Consider the following 20,697-nt stretch of genomic DNA (forward strand, 5'->3'; position numbering starts at 1 on the left):
AGTATTTTCACACGAACTCTTATTAATTGAGTAAATAAAAAATTGTCGCAATAATTATTGCAATTCAACATATAGATAAACTAGTTTCAAAAAATATATTCCCTCTAACTATAAAAAATATTTTCTTTGATTAAAAAAATTAACACCAGGGCTTTTACCATATTTCAAATAATTTCTATGTATACTAAGGCCGTTATTTTACCATGTCTTTGATATTATCAAAGATTTATGTCATAAAAATAAAAAATGAGCACATAATTTTTTTTTAGAATAAAACCTCGATAAAATATTCTTGAATATCCTTATTCTTTCGATTGGATATTGCTAAAATATCCCTTTTGAACTTATTAACAAAGTTTTGAAATGAATTTTATGAACACTTCTCTTATAATCACCAATTATAAGTGCTTTAAGTTATTAATAAAAAAGGTCTTATTTTATTTATTAGTTACTGCTTTTTCATAAATTATTTTTACTGTTTATTAATAGTTTTATTCTACTTTCAATTAATAATAACTCAACATTTATTCAAAAGGGTATATCTAACTAGTCCATTGAATACAAATTAGCTTTTCTATTAGTATCCAATAGAATAAAAAAATAATATCATATTTGATTTGTTTAGCTACTTCAAAATAATTATTTATCATTAAATTAAGAGCAAATGTTAGACATAAATTTAATACTACAAAACTAAGACTCATTGACTGTGCTATTATGAACTTTTTTTCTGTAATCTACAGTTCCTTTTAAATATCCTATAAAACCTATTGGGTTTTTTAATAGCAATTCAATTAATAATTGTATAGATTTTAGTTTGTATCCGGCATTAAAATATAGCGGTATATTCTTGATTTTCCATCCTAATTTTAAATTGTGATCATTGCTAATATCATTATAATATTTATCAAAAATAGCCAATCTACCTTGTAATTGTTTTAAATTATTAGTTGAAATACGCTCTCCATCATGAACATAATAGTTCACTAGTACTTTATTAACACCGCTTATTTTATGTTTTTTTGCAATTCTTAAAAACAAATCATAGTCTTGATTAGAAAGCAAATTTTCATCGTAAAGTCCAACTTCATCTATTACTTCCTTTTTTACTAATACAAAAGAATTTGATCCTATAAAATTTTGTCGTAGCAATTCCTTATAATAATACCCGTAATTAATTTCATTTATTAAATACCTTTTTGTATTTGTTACTTCATTGAAAAGTATAGCTTTACAATTTACTAATGCTATTTCATTGTCAGACTTCATTTCTTTTATTTGCAGTTCTATTTTTTGGGGTAACCATTCATCATCATCATCTAAAAAAGCTATATACTCACCTATTGAAAGTTTAATACCAGTATTTCTTGCTTTATTTGCTCCCATATTTTTAGCATGAGCAATATAAACAATACGATTATCTTCGAAAGATTCTATATACTCTTTTACCAAAGGTCTACTATGATAATCATTTGGGGAGTCATCAACTACTATTAATTCAATAGAACGATAGGTCTGATTTAAAACACTATTAATAGCTCTTTTTATTAATTTTGGCTCCCTCATGTAGGTTGGCATCACTACACTTACCAAGTTTTTTTCCATTATTTCCCCCCTTGTCTATCATATTTCGCATTAATAATTGGATTCTTCTAAAAATATTTTGTATTTTTTTTCTAAAGCTTCAATTGATTTTTTTGCATTATAATTTGATTTTTCAACTTTATTATTATTAATATTCTTTTTTCGCTTATCTGGCAAATTTACTGAGATTTTTTGAATTCTATCTACTAGCATCTCTAGATTCTCATCAAGACTAAACTTCTCTACCTGATCAGTGATATTAGCTTCCTCTGGTACACCCAACGAAGCAAAGCAGGTTAGATCGCTAGATTGGGCTTCAATAATTACCAAACCTAACCCCTCATTATAAGATGGAAAAATAAACATATCCATTGCTGAATATATCTGATTTGCTTCCCTAGACTTCCCATAAAAAATTACGCGATCCTCTATTTTTAATTGAGCTACTAGTTGTTGATATTCATCTTTTAAATTTCCTTCACCAATTAATATTAGTTTAAAATTTTCATCTAACTTTGACATTAGATGAATCAAAAAAGTTTGATTTTTATTCTTATTAAATTCGCCAACATGTCCTATTAATATTTCATTCTCTTCGATATCTAATTTTTTTCGGTGCACTTGACGCCAATCTAATTGAAACTTAAAGCTTTCGACCTTTATTCCAATTGGTACTACATTAAATGGTGCCTTAGAAAATAACCAGTTGCCAGCAGCTTGACTACTTGCAATCCTATGTGTTGTACAATAATTAAATGGCAATGTTAATAGTTTGTGTAAAAGAAAATATTTAGTAGAGGTACTATGAGCATGAGCTATACGAACAGGTATTCTATTTTTTTTTGCAACCATTAATTCAATTGCAATTGTATGACTATTTCCGTGTACATGCACAATATCATATCTCTCTTTTTTTAATACCTCATTCAATTTAAAAGCATAAGAAAATGGTTTTCGATTTCTATTTTGAATAATATGATAATTACTATTATTTTGCTTTAATAAAATTTGTATTTCATTCAGTGGTTGATTCATAAATACGTAATCAATTTTATTTTTTTGTGTATCGAGATAGTCCATAATATTATATATATAAGTGGAAATCCCTGTCAGTCCAATTGGTGTTGTCATTATATGTAATATTTTCATTATAATCCCTTAATCTTAAATACTTTTTATAAAATCATTGACCAATTCTAATACATAGGATGGTTTATCATATTTTTTCATAGAAGAATCAGCCTTTTTATATCTCAGCAAAGCTTCAGATAGTTCTTCCATCTCTGTTACCATTAATAATAGTTTTCCCTCTGCCAATACACTCGCAACTTGTAATTGATGATCATCTATATGTTCCTTATATTTAGATAGTCTTGGTACTGCAATAACTTTTTTTTCTGCTTTTAATGCTCCAATCAGAGCTCCTGTGCCGCCATGTGATACTATAATCGAAGCTTCATCTCTTTTTTTTCTAAATTCTTCGCCTGAAAGAAATCGTTCAAATTTAAAACTCTTTGGCTCATAATCAGATTGCCCTATTTGTCCAAAAACTTCATCCTGAATAATACCTTTACTTACTAGCTCATCCATCTTTTTGATCAACCGATTAAACTGGTATTCACGTGATCCTACACATAAAAAAATCATCTTTGCCAACTCCTATTCTAACTAATAAATACTTCCACCATAAACGGCATTGGGATAGATTTCTTTTAGCGATTCCCACTGAATAATAAACAAATCTGCAAACTTGTACATTAACTTGCCTGCTTTTGTACCATCATATACCCTAGCGTATGTTTCTATATAGATAAGTTTCTTTTTGAATATTTTGGAATATACAGCTAATGGTATTGCGACCATTGTTCCCGTTGTAATAACTAAATCTGGCTTTTCACTAACCCAAATATTTAATGAGTAAGCGAAGTTTTTTATCATTTTGTAAATAAATCCTTTATCTTTTGAACCTGTTTGAATTAAATAATAATCTGCTTTTTCTTGATATTGAGTTTTCTCGGTTACAAAAAAAACATCATGTTCATTCTCAAGACTTTTTAACATTTTTAATTGTTCAAAGTGTCCTCCTGAAGAAGAGACCAAGCAGATTTTTTTTCTTTCTTTCATGTAAACTCCTTAAATATGGGGCTAATAGATTTATTGATTTTCCCTTTTAATATTTAGTAATTAGTTTTAATCTTCTCAATGTTTAAATAGCTTCCTAATTCTAAATCAAACTCTCTCGGCTTTATTTTATTGAAACCTGCACCATTCGTAAATGTCATTTCTCCGAAAGTTATTTTCCCATTTTCGTTTAATAAATCAACGCGAACATGTGGGAACCCATGTGATAGTTTAGTAGCAATTTCTATCATTTCATCTAAATTTTTGGGCTTTTTGACAGAAGGTCCCAAATAATAACCTGATGTATAATCTTTTTTATCCCAATTAAGATCATAAAAAGTTTGCTCCAGGCCTTTTGGTGTTAACATTTCTATTCTTATATATTTAGGTATTCCTTCAAAACAGAACAATTTATAATCAACAGGGTCACCAGTTTCGTAACCCGTAAGATATTTTTCGATTATTATTCGCGGTTTTTCCACTCCATAGAACCATTCACCATAACTAGGTATAAAATTCGTTTTTAGCCACTCATCTAATTGTTTTATTATTTTTTGCTTATCAATAGAGCTTTTATCTGTAACTATAATATTAAATCCTGATCCATGCGTAACTTTTATTACATATTTCTCCGGTAACTCTTCAAAAGGGATATGATTAGCATTAAAACCCTCCCAATACAGTTCATTTAATATTCTTTTAAGGCCTTTTTCCTCCACAAAATTTCTAACTGTATATTTGTCTACAAGTTTAGGCATCAAAGGGTTTTTATAATTTAATTTTATCCATTGTAGTTTTTCATTAAAAGTTTTAGGGTTTTTCAAATCAAGTATTTCACCTAACTTTAACCAAAACATTAGTTTTAACTCAAGCTCAGGATTCAATTTATATAATAAATCCATTGGTTTTAATATAAATTGTTTTAATTTATAATTCATTATTATTCCTACCTTTTATAATTTTTGATTTGCAAGACAGCGGTAATTTATATTATAGCTAAAAGATTAAGGTTAATTATTATCTTGTTCTTTCTTTGTCTTATTAGTAACTCCTGTTCCACCCTCTACTATTCCATCACTACGTAGCACACTGAGGATAGTTCCCAAGAAACATTTTAGGTCGAATAAAAGACTCATATTTCTGACATATTCACCATCAAGCTTAGCTTTAATTGGTATCGGTAATTCATCCCGACCGTTAATCTGTGCCCAACCTGATAAACCTGGTAAAACATCATTGGCTCCATACTTATCCCGTTCATCTGCTAAGTCACCTTGATTCCACAAGGCAGGACGTGGTCCAATAATAGCCATCTCTCCCTTAAGGATGTTAATGATCTGTGGCAATTCATCTAAGCTTGTCTTCCGTAAGAAGTGGCCTGACTTCGTAATGAATGACGCAGGGTCATTCAGTAAGTGCGTCGGCGTGTCCTTTGGTGTATCTGCTCGCATGGTTCTAAACTTATAGATCTGAAAAAAAGTCCTATCTTTTCCAATACGTTTCTGCTTAAAGAACACAGGTCCTGGTGAGTCGCTCTTAATCCATATAGCCAAAATTAATAATAGTGGACTCAAAACTATTAAAGCAATGAGTGATAACACAAAATCAATCACTCGTTTAATGTGTATATACATACGTTCGCCCTCCACTAAAATAATCCAAACCATTTCTTACGTGGTTTCTTCGGTTCAATCGGTGTTTTTGCTTTAACAGGGTCACCATTGAGTATGTCCCGTGCGTTGGACTTAAAGTATTCAACTAATTCAGCACCGAAGTCTACTTCTAAACGATCGAAAGCTACTTCCATATTCATAGGGCGGTGTTTAATATGGTGAACATCCGAAGCTAATATATGAGCTAAATTGTTCTGGATAATTTGTTTTGAATTTTCAACTAATTTATCCCCATAATAACCTGAATAGGATGAAGTAGTTATTTGAGACATGCTTCCCATATTAATCAACTCATAAAGCCTGTATAAGTTATTAGCTAGTTCATGATTGCGTTCTGGGTGAGCAATCACGGGTGTAATACCACCAGAAATTAATTCTTGAAATACTTCATTAGTATTCGATGGGACTCTGTCTGAAGGAAATTCAATCAGATAATACTTTCCAGCACCATCTAATGATAATAAATCACCATTGTATAAGTCATCCAGGAAGTGTTCTGTGAGTCGAATCTCCTGGCTTGGATATACCTTCAAATTGACTCCCGCTTGTTCATATTGTTCTTGCAGATTTTTTGCATAGCGTATGACATCATTTTTGCGATTTAAATAGGCTCCATTACGGTGATGAGGGGTCAACACCATGTGTTCAACCCCTTCATTCACAGCTTGTCGAGCTAGTTCAAGTGATAGCTCTATAGTTTGTGCCCCATCATCCACATTCGGTATTAAGTGTGAATGTAAGTCGATGATCATACTTCATCATCCTCGATTCCATAGTAAGCATAGTAACCATAACCCTTACCTTCTTCAAATGGAACATTATTTATGACAAATCCTAGTATATTTGCTTTGACATTATCTAATGCCTCTTTCGCTTCACGTACATTATCTTTACGTGCGAAGTTCTGACGTGCTACCATTATGACTCCATCCACTCGAGTTGCTAATATTTGAGCATCTGTTACCGAAAGTATGGGGGGTGTATCATAAATAACCATATCAAAATTTTCACGTAAGTCTGCCATTAACACTGACATTTGCGGTGACCCTATTAATTCAGCTGGATTTGGTGGTATCGGTCCTGATGGTAGGAAATAAAGACCTAGTTCGTTTGATTTTTGAACTACTTGATTAAACTTTAAGTCATTATTAGCTAATAAAGTTGTTAATCCTTGCTCATTATTTAACTTAAATGTTCTATGCAAAGTAGGCTTTCTTAAATCGGCATCAACTATGAGTACATTACGTCCTGTCTGACCTAATGTATATGCTAAGTTAGCTGATGTTGTTGACTTTCCTTCCATTGGCATAGATGAAGTTATTGCGATTGAACGCACATCACGCCCCACTTGAGCGAACTCTAAGTTCGTCCGTAACGTACGGTACTGCTCTGCAATAATTGACTTAGGCTCATAATAAGTAATCAGTGGTGCTCCTAAGCGTTGTTCTTTTTCTGCTTTTGTTTGTTTTCTCTTTGGTCCGAACATTCTTATATTCTCCTTCTCAATGGTGTCTTATCTCCTACATCAGGTCGGAATCGATTTTTCTTAACTTGAGCATCTGTTAACTTATTGATCTCTGCCAAACGTATCATACCCATATTGGTTAGGTCATCGGCTGACTTGACACGTGTATCCATTAGTTCTTGAATAAGTGAAATTCCTGCAATGATTACAAAACCTAGCAAAGCACCAATTAATGCATATAATACTAAACTTGGAGATACTTGATTAGGATTGTATGATGCTGCTGATACTAAATTAATACTAGAAACTTCTTCACCGTAAAATTCACGTAAAGTATTCTCAAATTTTGTAATTACATTATTAACTACATTTTGTGCATCCGTAGGCGATCCCATGATAGCTCGAACATAAAATGCCTGTGAGTTAGCTGATTGTTCAACAGTAATTGAATCTCTTAGTTCTTCTATTGTAAATACATTACCTAAACTATCACTTACCGCCTCTAAGACTGCATTTCCACGAATAATATCTTTATAGGTATTCACTAAGTTTACGTTGGTTTGAACCTCATTATATTGAATGGCAGTATCTTGGCCACTACTTTGATTTACTAATAACTGTGCCTCTGATACATATTGACGATCAACAAACAACATCATAAAAACAACAGCTAAGACAGCTCCTACCACTGTCATTCCAATAATTCGTGCATAATATTTACGGAGTAATTTCCATAAATCCAATAAACTCATTTCTTGTTCCATTACTTCCTCCATCTTATAAGGCACTCTCATTGGCAAAATCAATGATGTGCTGTTTGATTAATTTCTTATCCATTTGTTTTAATTCTTCAATGAATTCAATTGATTCTTCAATCGGTCTATCAACGACTTTACCAATGAAGATATTTTCATCAATTTGTTCATCTACTAATTCCCCGGATGTTAATAACTCTTCATATAATTTCTCGCCCGGTCTTATTCCAGCTTCCACAATTGGAATCTCTGATTCCGTATGGCCGCTAAGTAGAATTAACTTGCGTGCTAAGTCTACTATCTTGACTGGCTCTCCCATATTCAAGATGAATACTTCTCCGCCTTCAGCATGTGCTCCTGCGAATACAACTAGACGACTTGCTTCTGGTATGGTCATAAAGTAACGGGTCATTCTAAAGTCTGTTACTGTAACAGGGCCACCGGCGGCGATTTGTTTCTCAAAGAGTGGGATGACACTTCCACGGCTGCCTAACACATTCCCGAACCGAACCGCACAAAAGATTGAGTCACTTTGTTTGTTCATACCTGTGACGATGAGTTCGGCAACACGCTTTGATGCGCCCATCACATTCGGTGGGCGAACGGCTTTGTCCGTTGAAATCATCACCATCTTACCGACTTTAGCTTGGTCGACGGCTTTAGCTACATTGTAAGACCCTAGTATATTATTCTTTAAGGCTTCTTCTGGATTCCATTCCATGAGTGGCACATGTTTATGCGCTGCTGCATGATAGACAATATCCACTTCTTCTTCTTTGAATAATTCATAGATTCGCTCATAATCTTGCACATCCGCAATCACAGGAACGAATTCGGTCATCGTATCGAGTTGTTGAAGTTCTTGATAGATTAAGTAGATAGAGTTCTCGCCATGTCCAATGAGTAGGACACGCTTTGGATTAAAGCGACTGATTTGTCGAGTGATTTCTGATCCAATGGATCCACCAGCTCCGGTGATTGCAATGGTCTTGCCTTCAATTTCTTTTCTTAAATGACTTTCATCCAATTGGATTTCTTTTCTTCCTAAGAGGTCACCAATATCTACTTTTTTAGGACCATGATTCATTTGATAAACTCCCGTAATGACATCTTCAACTTTAGGCATCTTATAGGGTTTAATATCATATTTGTTGAGTTCAGTAATGATTCGTTCATAATCTTCGGGCGTTAAACTTGGAATTGCAATAATTGCTCGATCGATGTCGTAGTCTTTCTCAATAGCTTCTAATTGTGACAGATCACCCGCAACTTTTATACCCGAGATACTTTTACCTTGTTTTTTTGGGTTTTCATCTAGAATCGCCACTACGTTTGTATCTTGTGGATTCCGTATGTGATTCTCTACGAAGAGTGATCCACCGTCACCTGCGCCAATAACAATAATTTGCTTAAGATCTTCCGTTTGGGTACGCCGACTTTGATCTTTCAATAGGTAGATATTCTGCCAAAGTACACGTAAACCAATTCCGATAATTCCAGCTACAATCCCTGCAAGTACCATGAAGCGTAAAGCAATCATAAAATCAAAAAAGATGGTGATTAAACCACTTAAAGATCCACTCAGTACGAATGCCATGAATAGAGAGAATAAATCTCTTACGCCACTATAGCGATTAATCCGCATATTTAATTTAAACACACGACTGACAATTATATAGATAACAAAACCTACAATTGTGAAAAGAAAGTACCCTTTTAATCTTGGGCTAATCATATTCCAGTAAAAGATATAGGCGCTCGCTGATCCAATACAAAGACAAATGAAATCTGCGAGTAACCAGACTATTGTTTTTTGAATGTTGTTCATTTTCTCAATCCACTTAACAAATACAGTGGTTGAATTTTGTTTTTCCAATCGGTCACCAACTTTACTATTTTAATTCATTTATTCTCTATTATTAATGTAGTTGTTCTTTTAAAGCTGCTAATGAGTTTTCATCAATGATGTCATAGTAAATACCATCGATCATCTCACCTGTTCCCGTTAATTGATAAGTTTCGATTTTGATATTTGAATTGTAAGTTTTGTATAAATCTAACAATTGTGGCAAGCTTAAGTTTGTTTCAATATTTTCTGATAAGGCAGAGAACATCTTAATATAGTTTGGTATTGATTCCAGTTCCGTTGCTTTTTGCATCACTGCTTGTACGATTTCACGTTGGCGTTCTTGTCTTGCGTAATCACCGCCTGATGTATAACGCTCACGTGCATAAGCTAATGCCATATCGCTATCTAATTCGGTTGTGACTCCAGCTACGAAATCATAGCCTCCTATCGAAAAAGAAGTCGGTGGTGTGACTTCAATCGTTCCAACTGCATCTACAATTTCCTTCAGTCCAGCCATGTTAACTACAACATAATTTTCAATATTTGTTTCTAAGAAGTTGTTTACTGTGTTTAAGCTTAATTCTGCTCCACCAAAGGCGTATGCATGGTTAATTTTATCTAATCCATAACCTTCGATCTCAACATAGGCATCTCGTGGAATACTCGCAAGAATTCCAGTTTCTTCTTCCTTATTAATATCCATAACCATCATTGTATCTGAACGACCTTGATCCACTCTTCCTAAGTCTCCAGTGTCTACTCCCATAAATAACATCGAAAAATGCTCAGAAGATTCTGATGACTCTTCCTGAGCGGATACAAACGGGTTGGGACTTAATGTTGAGGTAACCATTAGTAATATAAGTAAAACATTCCGGGTAAATTTCATCCTTTTTACTCCTCTTGATTAGATTATCAACACTTCGATATTAAGTTAATTTTTAATTCTTTCTAGTTTTGATAATATTTTTTTATAGATTGTTTAATTTTACCTTAATTATACGCATAAATCTATAGTATTTAAAGGGGGAAATTCGTTTATATCTCATTGAAAACGATTAATATATGTATATTTAATTATAATAGCAATGAAATAATTTATTCTATGCGCCGAATGTAGCATTATTATTCACTTAAACTATGATACTACTTTTTTCTCTTTTTTCTTAATTACCCCTTAAATTTACATAAACTTTACAATACTATTGGCTAAAACTATCATAAGTTACTTTATACTACAGTATATTTTGTTGGTCTTCGATTAGAAAGCGTTTGTTTATTGATAAGTTGAGAGGGATTCTATGAGACGTTTATAAAAATCAAATAATCTTCGCCGCCTTTAATTAATTGGCTTATTGCTGGAACGGGATGGCTGGTAACAATTTCTACCTCAGCTGAACATCTAGACAGTACTGCTCGCATTATAAAGGAAGGTATTGCTTTCTTAAGTGGGTCGAAAACTGATCTTGGCATTGAATCACCACATAAAGGATATCGAATTATGATGGAACAAACAGCAGGTATGCAAGGATATTTTCGTACGCAGTTTCCTAAGACTCACTAAGCACTTTATGATATATATCATGAGTTTAGACAATTACTGGGTCGGTCTATGGATGAGAATAAGATTGACTTACAGATCTATATAGGTTCATTAATTTGAAGAATTTAATGGTTGATTTGCACGGGAAGTATTATGATGGGCACTATTCTCATGCGCGGATGATTCAGAAGTTGTTATCATTTGAGTTGCGAGATTATTTGGCGATTGAGACGTACCAACCGGGAGTTGTGTGTTGCGCGCTTGGATTCAAGTGAGGCGGAGATAATTATTAGTACGTTTAAGTTGCCTGATACGATTGGGAAGTTGACGGTGGTGATTGATCACTACCTGAGCTTTAGCGATTTGAGCCGAATTAAGGCAGCGATTCAAATGGTGTTAGAAGAGAAAACTGAGAAGTATGGGGAGTTTGGTTTTGAGTTTTAGGTGGGGTGAGCGTTACCTTGGTGGGTGATGCTCTTTTTTTGTGGGGATTTTTGGAGAATTTGGCGTTTACGGGGCGTCGTGAGTCAGCACGATGAACCGTATTTCCGAATGCGGAGTGTCGTGAGGTGGCACGATGGACCGCAAGTCAATTTGCGGAGTGTCGTGCGCTAGCTCGATGAACCGTAAACCAATTTGCGGGGCGTCGAGATAGTGCTCGACGCCCTTTTCTATTCACATCTCATATTTTGTGTCCCTTTACACAAATTTTACATGAAATTTACAGTAAATTATTAATTGAGTGTTAGTATTCTATTTGCTGTTTTACTTCGGTATGTATCCAGCAACTATTTTATAACGGGGGATTTACAATGAAGATTAAATTCAAATCGAAAGCACTTTTATCGTTACTAACGGCTATGTCTATAGCACCTAGTTTTATTCCGGGGAATATCCACGCTCAGGAGTTAACGTCTGACTATTCTGAGTCGGTGGTCATTTCCGATGGTCAAACGATTGAGTCTCTAATTGAGCCTGTGATGGGGCCTCATGGCTATTTTGTAGATGTATTTCAATCGAATCGTACTGAGAATCAATCTCCTCAGAACAACGCGGTGATTGGAGTTTTAAGCGAGTTCCTTGAGTTATTCCAACCCGGTGTTGATTCCGAGGCAGGTGCGGAAGATCGCTGGCGTTTAGGAACAGTCTTAAATGAGGCGGTTCATCTTGAAAATATCGAGAAAACGGATGAGATTGTTGAATCTGCGAATGAAGACCAAATTCGTGACGCTTATTTAGTTGATCGTCGTAATCAAAATTATAGCGCGATGTTTGGTTTTGGTAGTTTTGCAGAAGCATTTATGGCGGGTGTGAACGCTGATACGACGATTCCTGATGAGGTTCCAGCAGACGCTAATGAGACGACTTATGATGAAGAAGCGACTTGGGCACAGGTTGATAGCGAGTATGGTGCGATTGCGAATTTAGTTGAGGTTGTTCGAGCGGGTTCTGCAAGTACGAATCCTTCTAAAAATTTCTTCCAATATGCGCGCCCTTACCGTTGGAATGGGATTGATGATAATATGCCTGAAGTTGAGGTAATTGACTCATTAGTTCCTCGTAAAAAGCCTGAGGCTGAAGCGACTAATGATGGTGGGTTCCCAAGTGGGCATACAAATGCAAGTTACATAGCATCACTCGCAATGGCTTACTCTGTTCCTGAGCAAATGCATTCATTCGTACTAAATGCGTCTGAATTAGGAAATAGCCGAGTGGTTGCGGGAATGCATTCAGTTTTAGATGTGATAGGTGGCCGTATGTCAGGGACTGCGATTACGACAGGTAACTTAGCGGATGAGCGTAATGATGAAGCAAAAGCTGCTGCTTATGAAGCTGGACGTGCATTATTAGCTAATAATGAAGGCTTGCAAGCTGATGGAGACATTTACGATGAGAATCCTGAACTTTATGAGGAACACCGTCAATTATACTTAGACCGTTTAACTTATAATATGACGCCTGATGAAGATATGAATGAAAGTGCGCGTGTACCGAAAGAAGCTGAAGTATTATTAGAAACTCGCTTCCCTTATTTAGATGAGGCTGAGCGCCGTTTTGTATTATTAACAACTGCGCTTCAATCTGGACATCCCATTGCCAATGATGCTGAAGGCTTTGGACGTATGAATTTATTCGATGCGGCGAGTGGATATGGTTCATTTGTAAAAGATACGGTTGTAAATATGGATGCTGACATGGGTGGCTTCGCTGCTTATGACACATTCCGAAATGATATTGATGGGACAGGTTCATTAATTAAAGAAGGTTCAGGGACTTTAGCGCTGTCTGGAGACAATACATATTCTGGAGCGACTGTCATTGATGGTGGGACTATTATTGCTAAAAATGCTTCTGCATTAGGTACAGGACATGTGATCAACAATGGAGTTCTAGAAGTTGATTCAGATGCTGGTTTGGTTGTTTCTGGATACTTAGCTCAAGCAGATGGTGCAGAGTTAGTATTAGTGGTTGATTCTATGGATGATGTGTTAAGTATTGCTGAAGATTCAGGTGACTTGGCTGGGACTATTCGAATTGTATTAGCAGATGGATTCGAGTTAGGTGAAGAAACCTTTGGTGTAATTAGTTTACCTGAAGGCTTTGATGCAAGTGGCTTGGAAGTCATTGTTGAAGGCGGACCTGAAGGGGTTCAAGTAGTTGAGAGTGAAACTGGATTTGAGTTGAGTATGTAAGTTGAAGTTGAGTTTGAGCGAGTTGCCTTTTAGGTAGCTCGTTTTTTTGTGGGGATTTTTGGTGGATTTGCCGTTTTCGGGGCGTCGTGAGGTGGCACGATGGACCGTATTTGCGTTTGCGGAGTGTCGTGAGGTGGCACGATGGACCGCAAGTTGATTTGCGGAGTGTCGTGCGCTAACACGATGGACCGTAAACCAATTTGCGGTACGTCGAGCCGGTGCTCGACGCCCTTTTCCATTGATTAAATCGAAAAAAGTCACCCTTTCGGATGACTTTTCCTTATTTTAATATTTTCAAAACAGGAAAACATCAATTTTAAAATTAGTCTTCATTATTCTCTTCAGCACCATTCATTTCATTTGGTACATTTTCATATAATTCTCTAAATGACAGTTCCATAGTTAGTTCTCTATAGCTTTCAGTATCTTTTAATATCATTCTAGTCTGAGAGGTAATTTCTTCATAACAAATTTCAGCCATTCTAAATTCCATATCTCTTTTTATATCAAAAATCTCCAAATCGTCTTCTAAGATGAAGTAAGATGTTTGTATTAATTCTAAGATATTTTCATTTGTAGCAGCATCAAATAAGGAGAATACAGCTATTATTCTCATAAAATCAGAGTCTTCCGATTCAAATTGAGGTTCTATTTTGAATGAGTAGCTCACTTTACTAATATCAGTCTTTTTTTCTTCAAAAATTAATGAATTAATAAATGTTCGGTCATATTTGAAACTTTTTGTTTTTTCCATGCCCCACCTCGATTCAATTTAGTTGGACGATACTTTTCTGATTTTTTTGTGACTGATATTACCCTCGCACTTTGGATTTTCCCAATACTAATCATTTTTCTTGGCATTTTAACTCCAGATTTTTGACTATTTATTTGCTGGATTTTAGAAATCAAACTTTTATAATCTGCCACAGAGAATCTATCTTCACCATATTCATAATCCAAATAATCTTCGGGTTTTAATCCCACTTTTAAAGCTAATTCTTCGAGTTCTAGATTAGACTGAACTCGTAATTTAACTATTTGATTTGAAAGATCATATTGTTCAGTCTGCATTGACTTTAATAATTCAGGGTTATGTTCTTTTAGTAATTCATTAAGATAATTAGAGCTCATAATAATCCTCCTCTCCTAGCCATTTTGAATACTCTTTATTTAATAATTGAATCTTTATTTTATCAGTTTCTTCACCACATAAATCGGTAACATCTTTAAATTTATTACTAGTATCTTGGTAAGACTTCGTAAACCCAAAAGTCAAAATATATAAATTTAATTCACTATCCAAGCAATAGGTTATTCTATGCGTATATGATGAAACTCTACCTATTTCTCGTTCAATTCTAATCTCATATGCATGCTGGTGTTTCTCTAACATTTTTACAATTTTAGATTCTTTGATCATTCCAAATTGATCTTTTAAATATAGTTTAATCGGGTAGTTTACTTTATTATTATTATTGTATAATTCATCGTTTACAATTGTATATGACTGTAAATGTTTTTTGATTTGCTTTAAATTTTTTATAAAAAAATCATCATGTTTTTTACCTTCGATATAATTTTTCGCCAATTCTAAATCCTCGTTCGGATTCTTTATTACTAATAAAAGCTTTGTCGTCACTTAGCACCTCGATCTTTTTAAGTAATTATGTATAATTATTATAATACAAATTTTTAAGAAACTAAAGAAACTTCTCTTATATAAATAAACGCTTTGTAACTTGCCTGTAAACAATTTGCGGAGTGTCGTGAGGTGGCACGATGGACCGCATGTCGATTTGCGGTTCGTCGAGCCGGTGCTCGACGCCCTTTTCTATTGATCAAATCGAAAAAAGTCACCCTGTCGGATGACTTTTCTTTATCTTGATAGCTTTAGGAAGCTTTTTGGTGCTTGGGATGTGAATCTCACTACTTTTCCTGTACTTGGGTGTGTAAAAGCAATTGTAGTTGCGTGCAAACCAAGTCGTTTCAGCGGATTGGTTCGTGCGCCGTATTTTTTATCGCCGGCAACTGGGTGGCCGATCTCTTCCATATGAACACGGATTTGGTTTTTGCGTCCTGTTTCAAGTTCAACATCCAATAAAGAATAATTCGCACTATTTTGCTTTTTCTTGAAGTGGGTAATTGCGTGCTTTCCACCGTTATCGTAGTCGTTTGAATAGACTTTCATCGTTTTACTTTCGGTTAGCCAAGATTCTATCTTCCCTTGGGGTTTGCGAACGACGCCTTCAACCAACGCAGTATAGATGCGTTCTTTGACAATCGTGTGCCAGTTTTCTTGCAATTTTTCTTTAACTTCTTCAGTTTTGGCGTAGATCATTACGCCAGATGTGTCGCGGTCCAGGCGGTGCACGACGAAGATACGGTTACGACGGTTGCCTTCTTGGACGTATTTTGTGACTTGGCGGTAAGCTGTGTCTTCTGCATGGTCTCTGCCGGCTACAGATAAGATGCCTGCTTCTTTGTCAATCACGATAAGGTCGTCGTCTTCATGTAAGATTTTCACGCCTTCAAGTGCAGCAGTCTTTTTCGCCCCTTCATTAGACAAGACGCCAACTTTTTGTCCTTTTTTCAAAGGATGATTAAATTGTGTGACAGCTTTTCCATCGATAAAGAACTGCCCGCGTGCTAGCATGGATTTAATATTGTTGCGGCTTTTGGGTGCTAATTGGTTGATCATAAATTTGAGTAATTCGGTTGCTTCTTCGGCTGTGTAATAGGTCATATGTTTGTTCATTTAACTCACCTTTTCATTTACTTCTTATCTTTGTAGTATAGCAGAAAAATACGCCAAAGTTTGGTATAATCACCCTACAAGATGAAAGGTAGGCAATTAAATGAATAATAATGATCGATTAACTCGCTTGCGCTATGCGCTGGATATTAAAGATAGCGATATGGTCACCATCTTTTCGATGGGTGGAGTTACCCTTACCCAAGAAGATGTTGTCCAATTATTGAAGAAATTACCTAAAGAGGATCCGACTCAAGAAAACCAATTCGTCCAAACACTCACTGATCAAGAGTTAGAACGCTTTTTAAACGGCTTAATCATCTCCCAACGCGGTAAGAAAGAAGGCGCTGGTGAGCCGAGACTTGAACTGAATCCAGAGAATGCGAATAATATTTTACTGAAAAAAGTAAAGATTGCACTCTCCCTAACCACTGACGATATTTTAGATATTTTAGCAACGGCGGGGGTTGAGATTTCTAACAGCGAATTAAGTGCTGTTCTACGCAAAGAAGGCCACCGCAATTATAAACCTTGTGGCGACCGTTATATCCGTAATTTTCTCAAAGGCCTATCCTTTGAATACCGCTCTTAGAGAAAAAACCGACGCCTTATGCGTCGGTTTCTTCTTCGTGTCCAATTGAAAAGACATACTTGTGCCCTTGAGACATGCTGTGATAGAAGCCTTCGCCTTCGTATAAATGAAAAACTTGCATACCTTGGCGAATGTCGTCATCTGGATACACTTGCTCAACATAAGGATTGTTCGCAAGTAGTTCCTGAAGGCGGTCTTTCCCAACTTGGCGCACTTTTCCCTCGATTCGGATCACTTGAACGAGATAGCCTTCTTCAGACATTGTGGTAATAGCTATATTTGGATTGTGCTTAAGTTGTTTATAAAAATCCGTCGTGGGACTGGTCATGAAAAAGACGCCCTGCTCGTTAGCAACGCCGATATGGGCATGTCTCGCATGCGGTTTTCCGTCCTCATCCACTGTTGCAAAGACAGCAACTTTCATATCTTTTTCCAAAATTTGCATAATATCATTTACTTCCATGTTAACACTCCTTCGCTCTTTATTTTCCTTTATTATAGCATATGGATTCGCTTTTATAAAAATATTTTATATGGATGAAATGTAACACAAATGTGAAGAGAATATGATATTTTCAAGTGGATATTGCTTTTTATTACCGATAATTGTACATTAGATATATTAATGAATGAATATGGTCTGACCATAGGGGGAAGAATGTTGAAAAAATTAATCTTATTTAGTTCTTTATTTATATTAGGCGGGTGTGGGTACTTGGACTCAGAACCACCAGCTGGAAAAACAGAGGGCTACGTACACGAACCCATCCAAGATGGAAATGATAATGAAAATGAAGAAGTAGAGATGCAAACAGAATCTGAATCAGCAGTTGAGACTGAAAAAGTTTCTGAAGTAGAAGAAGATTTGGAAGATGAGGTACAACTTGGTATGGCAATCTTTGTGCCAGATCCTGAATTAATGGTTTACTTGCCCATTGAAGTAGCGGAAGAAGAGCTAGATTATACAGAAGATGAGTTAATTTACTGGAATAACTTGGCGATTGAATACGGTTTGCCAACTTATGATGGTGTAAGCGACTTTAACTTATTCGCTACTGCAGTGCAACAAGCGATAGACGCTGCACAAGAATCTGTGTATGAGGAGCCTGTTTACGAAGAACCGGTATACGAAGAGCCTGTTTACGAAGAACCGGTATACGAAGAGCCGTCTTACGAGGAACCAGAATCTTCATATGAGGAACCTTCTTATGAAGAACCTACAGATGAGTATTCTTCAGATGATCAAACTGGGGAAGATTACTATAATTATGATTTTAATAATAACAATAATAGTAACCGCAGTGCTGTCTATGGAAATGATGAAAGTGAATAGAGTTTAGGTGAGAACCGCTGATCTGGGAATGTTTCCTGGGTTGGCGGTTTTTTGTGTGGGCGGAATTTGGGTTGCGGGGCGTCGTGGGGGTGGCGCGACACTACGGAAATTCAGTTGCGGACCGTCGTGAGGTGGCGCGACACTACTGAAATTGATTTGTGGACTGTCGTGCGCAGGCGCGACGCTACGGAAATTCGTTTGCGGACTGTCGTGAGGTGGCACGACGCTACGCATTCGCATTTGCGGTAGGTCGAGTCATCTCACGACGCCCCGCATTTTCCAGAAAGCTCTCTGAAAACTCAAAAAACTCCCAACCTACTTCATCACTGAGATAAAGTAAGCCGGGAGGCCATTTTATATTAAATTATCTTACTTCTTAAGCTTCAGCTTACATCATGCCTGGCATTCCGCCACCCATGCCGCCTCCGCCCATTCCCATGTCTGGTGTTTCTGATGGAATGTCTGCGACAACTGCTTCAGTTGTTAATAATAAAGCTGCAACTGATGCTGCATTTTGTAAAGCTGTACGTGTTACTTTAGTTGGATCCACGATACCCGCTTCAATCATATTTTCGAATTTACCTGTTGCTGCGTTGTATCCAATACCTTTTTCAGATGTACGGATTTGAGAAACAACGACAGAACCTTCTGCTCCAGCGTTTTCAGCGATTTGACGAACGGGTTCTTCTAATGAACGCGCAACAATTGCGATACCAGTTGCTTCGTCGCTTTCTGCTTCAAGAGCGTTGACTGCGTCTTGCACATTCACTAAAGCAGTACCACCACCAGCTACAATACCTTCAGCAACCGCTGCACGCGTTGCGTTTAGGGCATCTTCAATACGTAATTTAATTTCTTTTTGTTCTGTTTCAGTAGCCGCACCAACTTTAATCACAGCCACTCCGCCACCTAATTTAGCTAGGCGTTCTTGTAATTTCTCACGGTCAAATTCACTTGTTGTGTCTTCGATTTGTGCACGGATTAATGCCACACGGTTGTCAATTTGTTCTTTCGAACCAGCACCTTCAACAATTGTTGTATTGTCTTTAGTTACATTGACTTTACCTGCTGAACCTAAGTGCTCTTCTGTTGCGTCTTTCAATTCGAAGCCTAATTCCTCAGAGATAACCGTTGCACCTGTTAAGATAGCTAAGTCTTCTAACATTGCTTTACGACGGTCACCAAAACCAGGTGCTTTAACAGCAACCACATTTAATGTTCCGCGTAATTTGTTTAATACAAGTGTTGGTAATGCTTCTCCTTCAATATCTTCCGCAATAATTAATAACGGACGACTTGTTTGCATTACGCTTTCTAGTAAAGGTAGTACATCTTGGATGTTTGTAATTTTACGGTCTGTAATTAATACATATGGATTCTCAAGATCCGCGATCATTTTCTCGTTATCTGTGACCATGTATTGTGATAAGTAACCACGGTCAAATTGCATCCCTTCAACAACTGATAATTCAGTTTCAATCGATTGTGAATCTTCGATGGTAATAACGCCATCTTGACCTACTTTTTCCATAGCGTCAGCGATTAATTCCCCTACTTTTTCATCTCCTGAAGATACCGATGCAACTTGTGCAATCGATTCTTTTGAAGAAACGGGTTGAGATAATGATTGTAAAGCTTCTACAGCCGCGCGTGTCGCCATCTCAATACCACGACGAACACCTACTGGATTCGCACCAGCCGTCACGTTTTTCATTCCTTCACGTGCAATCGCTTGGGTTAATAATGTTGCAGTCGTTGTTCCGTCACCTGCAATATCATTCGTTTTAGAAGCTACTTCCATGACTAACTGTGCACCCATATTCTCGAAGCGATCTTCCAATTCGATCTCGCGAGCGATCGTTACACCATCATTTGTAATTGTTGGTGATCCAAATTGTTGATCTAATACGACATTACGCCCTTTTGGCCCTAATGTTACTTTAACTGTATCTGCTAAGATATCAACTCCACGTAGTAGAGCTGCACGTGCATCTTCTGAAAATCTTAAATCTTTTGCCATATAATATTCTCTCCTTTAAATTCGATATTATGCTAAGACTGCTAATAAATCTTTGTGTTCAATAATCAACAATGACTCATCGCCATGTTCAACTTCTGTTCCAGAATAATTCTTGAAGAACACTGTGTCGCCAACTTTAACGCCATCTTTTTCTTCAATTTCTGGTCCAATTGCCACAATTTCACCGTATTGTTCTTTTTCTTTAGCTGAACTTGGTAATACGAAACCACTTGCTGTCGTTTCTTCTGTTTCTGCCACTTTGATAACAACACGTTTTCCTAAAGGTTTAATCATATTATACCCTCCAAATGATTTTT

At 36.1% G+C, this 20,697-nt stretch carries 22 protein-coding genes; 4 read left to right on the forward strand and 18 right to left on the reverse strand.

The window, feature by feature from the left end; genetic code table 11:
- Positions 1-693 precede the first annotated feature (693 nt).
- From ACFO5Y_RS09130 to ACFO5Y_RS09180, 11 genes are all read right to left on the reverse strand, one after another.
- A complete protein-coding gene (locus ACFO5Y_RS09130) occupies positions 694-1,605 on the reverse strand; it encodes a glycosyltransferase family 2 protein (RefSeq protein ID WP_197104648.1) in 912 nt (303 codons plus the stop codon).
- 30 nt (positions 1,606-1,635) lie between these two features.
- Entirely contained in the window at positions 1,636-2,733 is a 1,098-nt protein-coding gene (locus ACFO5Y_RS09135; protein ID WP_197104647.1) for a glycosyltransferase, read from the reverse strand.
- A gap of 15 nt (positions 2,734-2,748) precedes the next feature.
- Positions 2,749-3,231 (reverse strand): PssE/Cps14G family polysaccharide biosynthesis glycosyltransferase, encoded by a 483-nt coding sequence (gene pssE / locus ACFO5Y_RS09140; protein WP_197104646.1) that lies wholly within the window; start codon positions 3,229-3,231, stop codon positions 2,749-2,751.
- 21 nt (positions 3,232-3,252) lie between these two features.
- Positions 3,253-3,708 carry a PssD/Cps14F family polysaccharide biosynthesis glycosyltransferase gene (gene pssD / locus ACFO5Y_RS09145; RefSeq protein ID WP_197104645.1) on the reverse strand — a complete coding sequence of 152 codons (456 nt, stop codon included), beginning with the start codon at positions 3,706-3,708 and terminating at the stop codon, positions 3,253-3,255.
- 53 nt (positions 3,709-3,761) lie between these two features.
- The gene (locus tag ACFO5Y_RS09150; RefSeq protein WP_197104644.1) at positions 3,762-4,643 is read right to left on the reverse strand and encodes an ATP-grasp fold amidoligase family protein; all 882 of its coding nucleotides are present in this window, start codon (positions 4,641-4,643) and stop codon (positions 3,762-3,764) included.
- 72 nt (positions 4,644-4,715) lie between these two features.
- Positions 4,716-5,339, reverse strand: a complete 624-nt coding sequence (locus tag ACFO5Y_RS09155) for a sugar transferase (RefSeq protein ID WP_197104643.1) — start codon at positions 5,337-5,339, stop codon at positions 4,716-4,718.
- Between the two features lie 14 nt (positions 5,340-5,353).
- On the reverse strand, positions 5,354-6,130 hold the full coding sequence (locus ACFO5Y_RS09160; RefSeq protein ID WP_197104642.1) for a tyrosine-protein phosphatase: 777 nt from the start codon (positions 6,128-6,130) through the stop codon (positions 5,354-5,356).
- On the reverse strand, positions 6,127-6,864 hold the full coding sequence (locus tag ACFO5Y_RS09165; protein WP_197104641.1) for a CpsD/CapB family tyrosine-protein kinase: 738 nt from the start codon (positions 6,862-6,864) through the stop codon (positions 6,127-6,129). Before ACFO5Y_RS09165 ends, ACFO5Y_RS09160 begins: the two co-directional genes overlap by 4 nt.
- Before the next feature lie 2 nt (positions 6,865-6,866).
- Positions 6,867-7,607 carry a YveK family protein gene (locus ACFO5Y_RS09170; protein ID WP_197104640.1) on the reverse strand — a complete coding sequence of 247 codons (741 nt, stop codon included), beginning with the start codon at positions 7,605-7,607 and terminating at the stop codon, positions 6,867-6,869.
- Between the two features lie 13 nt (positions 7,608-7,620).
- Positions 7,621-9,426 carry a polysaccharide biosynthesis protein gene (locus ACFO5Y_RS09175; protein WP_197104655.1) on the reverse strand — a complete coding sequence of 602 codons (1,806 nt, stop codon included), beginning with the start codon at positions 9,424-9,426 and terminating at the stop codon, positions 7,621-7,623.
- A gap of 91 nt (positions 9,427-9,517) precedes the next feature.
- Positions 9,518-10,336: an LCP family protein gene (locus ACFO5Y_RS09180; protein ID WP_197104639.1), complete on the reverse strand. Its 819-nt coding sequence runs from the start codon at positions 10,334-10,336 to the stop codon at positions 9,518-9,520.
- A 915-nt stretch (positions 10,337-11,251) separates the two neighbouring features.
- On the opposite strand from ACFO5Y_RS09180, the gene ACFO5Y_RS09185 reads away from it, so the two are divergent.
- Together ACFO5Y_RS09185 and ACFO5Y_RS09190 are read left to right on the forward strand one after the other, a co-directional pair.
- A complete protein-coding gene (locus ACFO5Y_RS09185; protein ID WP_197104638.1) occupies positions 11,252-11,434 on the forward strand; it encodes a hypothetical protein in 183 nt (60 codons plus the stop codon).
- A gap of 368 nt (positions 11,435-11,802) precedes the next feature.
- Complete coding sequence (locus ACFO5Y_RS09190; RefSeq protein WP_197104637.1) at positions 11,803-13,683, forward strand: phosphatase PAP2 family protein; 1,881 nt, start codon at positions 11,803-11,805, stop codon at positions 13,681-13,683.
- Between the two features lie 322 nt (positions 13,684-14,005).
- Here ACFO5Y_RS09190 and ACFO5Y_RS09195 read toward each other — a convergent pair whose 3' ends face one another.
- The 4 genes from ACFO5Y_RS09195 to ACFO5Y_RS09210 form a co-directional block, all read right to left on the reverse strand.
- A complete protein-coding gene (locus ACFO5Y_RS09195; RefSeq protein ID WP_197104636.1) occupies positions 14,006-14,437 on the reverse strand; it encodes a hypothetical protein in 432 nt (143 codons plus the stop codon).
- The gene (locus tag ACFO5Y_RS09200) at positions 14,386-14,814 is read right to left on the reverse strand and encodes a hypothetical protein (RefSeq protein WP_197104635.1); all 429 of its coding nucleotides are present in this window, start codon (positions 14,812-14,814) and stop codon (positions 14,386-14,388) included. The genes ACFO5Y_RS09195 and ACFO5Y_RS09200 overlap by 52 nt, the downstream gene beginning before the upstream one ends.
- A complete protein-coding gene (locus ACFO5Y_RS09205) occupies positions 14,804-15,322 on the reverse strand; it encodes a hypothetical protein (protein WP_197104634.1) in 519 nt (172 codons plus the stop codon). The genes ACFO5Y_RS09200 and ACFO5Y_RS09205 overlap by 11 nt, the downstream gene beginning before the upstream one ends.
- A 237-nt stretch (positions 15,323-15,559) precedes the next feature.
- Positions 15,560-16,438 (reverse strand): RluA family pseudouridine synthase, encoded by an 879-nt coding sequence (locus tag ACFO5Y_RS09210; protein ID WP_197104633.1) that lies wholly within the window; start codon positions 16,436-16,438, stop codon positions 15,560-15,562.
- Positions 16,439-16,538: 100 nt separating this feature from the next.
- Here ACFO5Y_RS09210 and ACFO5Y_RS09215 point away from each other — a divergent pair, with 100 nt between their 5' ends.
- On the forward strand, positions 16,539-17,027 hold the full coding sequence (locus ACFO5Y_RS09215) for a YehS family protein (RefSeq protein ID WP_197104632.1): 489 nt from the start codon (positions 16,539-16,541) through the stop codon (positions 17,025-17,027).
- 16 nt (positions 17,028-17,043) lie between these two features.
- Here ACFO5Y_RS09215 and ACFO5Y_RS09220 read toward each other — a convergent pair whose 3' ends face one another.
- Positions 17,044-17,490 (reverse strand): pyridoxamine 5'-phosphate oxidase family protein, encoded by a 447-nt coding sequence (locus ACFO5Y_RS09220; protein WP_197104631.1) that lies wholly within the window; start codon positions 17,488-17,490, stop codon positions 17,044-17,046.
- A 198-nt stretch (positions 17,491-17,688) separates the two neighbouring features.
- On the opposite strand from ACFO5Y_RS09220, the gene ACFO5Y_RS09225 reads away from it, so the two are divergent.
- Positions 17,689-18,360, forward strand: coding sequence for a hypothetical protein (locus ACFO5Y_RS09225; protein WP_197104630.1), 672 nt, complete (start codon positions 17,689-17,691; stop codon positions 18,358-18,360).
- A 388-nt stretch (positions 18,361-18,748) separates the two neighbouring features.
- Here ACFO5Y_RS09225 and groL read toward each other — a convergent pair whose 3' ends face one another.
- A complete protein-coding gene (groL, locus tag ACFO5Y_RS09230) occupies positions 18,749-20,380 on the reverse strand; it encodes a chaperonin GroEL (RefSeq protein ID WP_197104629.1) in 1,632 nt (543 codons plus the stop codon).
- 27 nt (positions 20,381-20,407) lie between these two features.
- Positions 20,408-20,674, reverse strand: a complete 267-nt coding sequence (locus tag ACFO5Y_RS09235; protein ID WP_197104628.1) for a co-chaperone GroES — start codon at positions 20,672-20,674, stop codon at positions 20,408-20,410.
- Positions 20,675-20,697: the final 23 nt, after the last annotated feature.

This window comes from Ruoffia tabacinasalis, from assembly GCF_042652985.1.
Classification (GTDB): Bacteria; Bacillota; Bacilli; order Lactobacillales; family Aerococcaceae; genus Ruoffia; species Ruoffia tabacinasalis.